At 64.6% G+C, this 1,017-nt stretch carries 1 protein-coding gene; it reads left to right on the top strand.

What is annotated here, in order from left to right; genetic code table 11:
- Positions 1–1,017: LLM class flavin-dependent oxidoreductase (locus J8I82_RS37765; protein WP_209765727.1), on the top strand; the 1,017-nt coding region annotated here is incomplete at both ends.

Genomic DNA, 1,017 nt, shown 5'->3' with positions numbered 1-1,017 from the left:
TCACCATGCTTTTTGGATTGTTTGGTAGTGCGCAAGCGGACAGCGCCACACTGGGTGCCGGGATCGGCCAGGGCTTTCACGACGACATCGACTTCAACGTCGAGGCCGAGCAACTCGGTTACTACAGCACCTTCCTGGTGGAACACCACTTCACTGGCTGGGGCCAGGTCTCGTCGACGCTGAATCTGCTGACCTGGCTGGCCGCACGCACCAAGACCCTGCGCGTGGGCACCGCTACGATGGTGCTGCCGTGGCACAACCCTGCGCTACTGGCCGAGCAGGCCGCGACGCTGGACCTGCTCTCTGGCGGCCGTCTGGATCTGGGCGTGGGCAAGGGCTATCGCCATGCCGAGTTCTCAGGCTTCAACATCCCCGTCGAGGAGGCTGAGGCGCGCTTTGACGAATGCCTTGATGTGATGCTCAAGGGGTGGGCCAACAAGGAGCGCTTCTCGCACGAAGGCCGCTTCTGGAAGTTCAACGACATCGTGATCGAGCCGAACGTGGCCAAGCGCCCGGCGATGTGGATGGGCGCGGGCAGCGAGCCGTCGATTCGCAAGGTGGCCGCACGGGGGTTCAACCTGCTGCTGGATCAGTTCGCCGACGCCAAGCTGCTGGGTCAGCGCATCGAGATGTTCAAGCAGGCGATCAGCGAGTTGGGCCGGGCCTACGATCCGCGTGAAGTTGCGGTGGCGCGCGACCTGTTCATTGCCAAGGACGAGCAGGATAAGCAAGCCGCGATCGAGCGCCTGAACAAGTCACGTCAGCGCACGATCGAGCATGCGCGCGCGCCGAACCAGGCCGCCGGCTCGCACATCCTGTCCTATGCCAAGGGCGGCGCGGCCCTGCCGCCGACCGACAGCACGCTCATCGGCACGATCGACGAGATCCGCGACAAGCTCGCAGCGCTGCGCGACAACGGCGTGGACTACGTCATCTTCAGCATCCTCGGCGGCTCGCGCCATACGCTGCACCGCTTCGCCACCGAGATCATGCCCGAGTTCGGCCGCGACCCACTCA

This window comes from Cupriavidus consociatus (assembly GCF_017814975.1).
GTDB classification, from domain to species: Bacteria; Pseudomonadota; Gammaproteobacteria; order Burkholderiales; family Burkholderiaceae; genus Cupriavidus; species Cupriavidus consociatus.
Note: the sequence above shows the minus strand (reverse complement) of the source record. Positions and strands in the feature narration are given on the sequence as shown.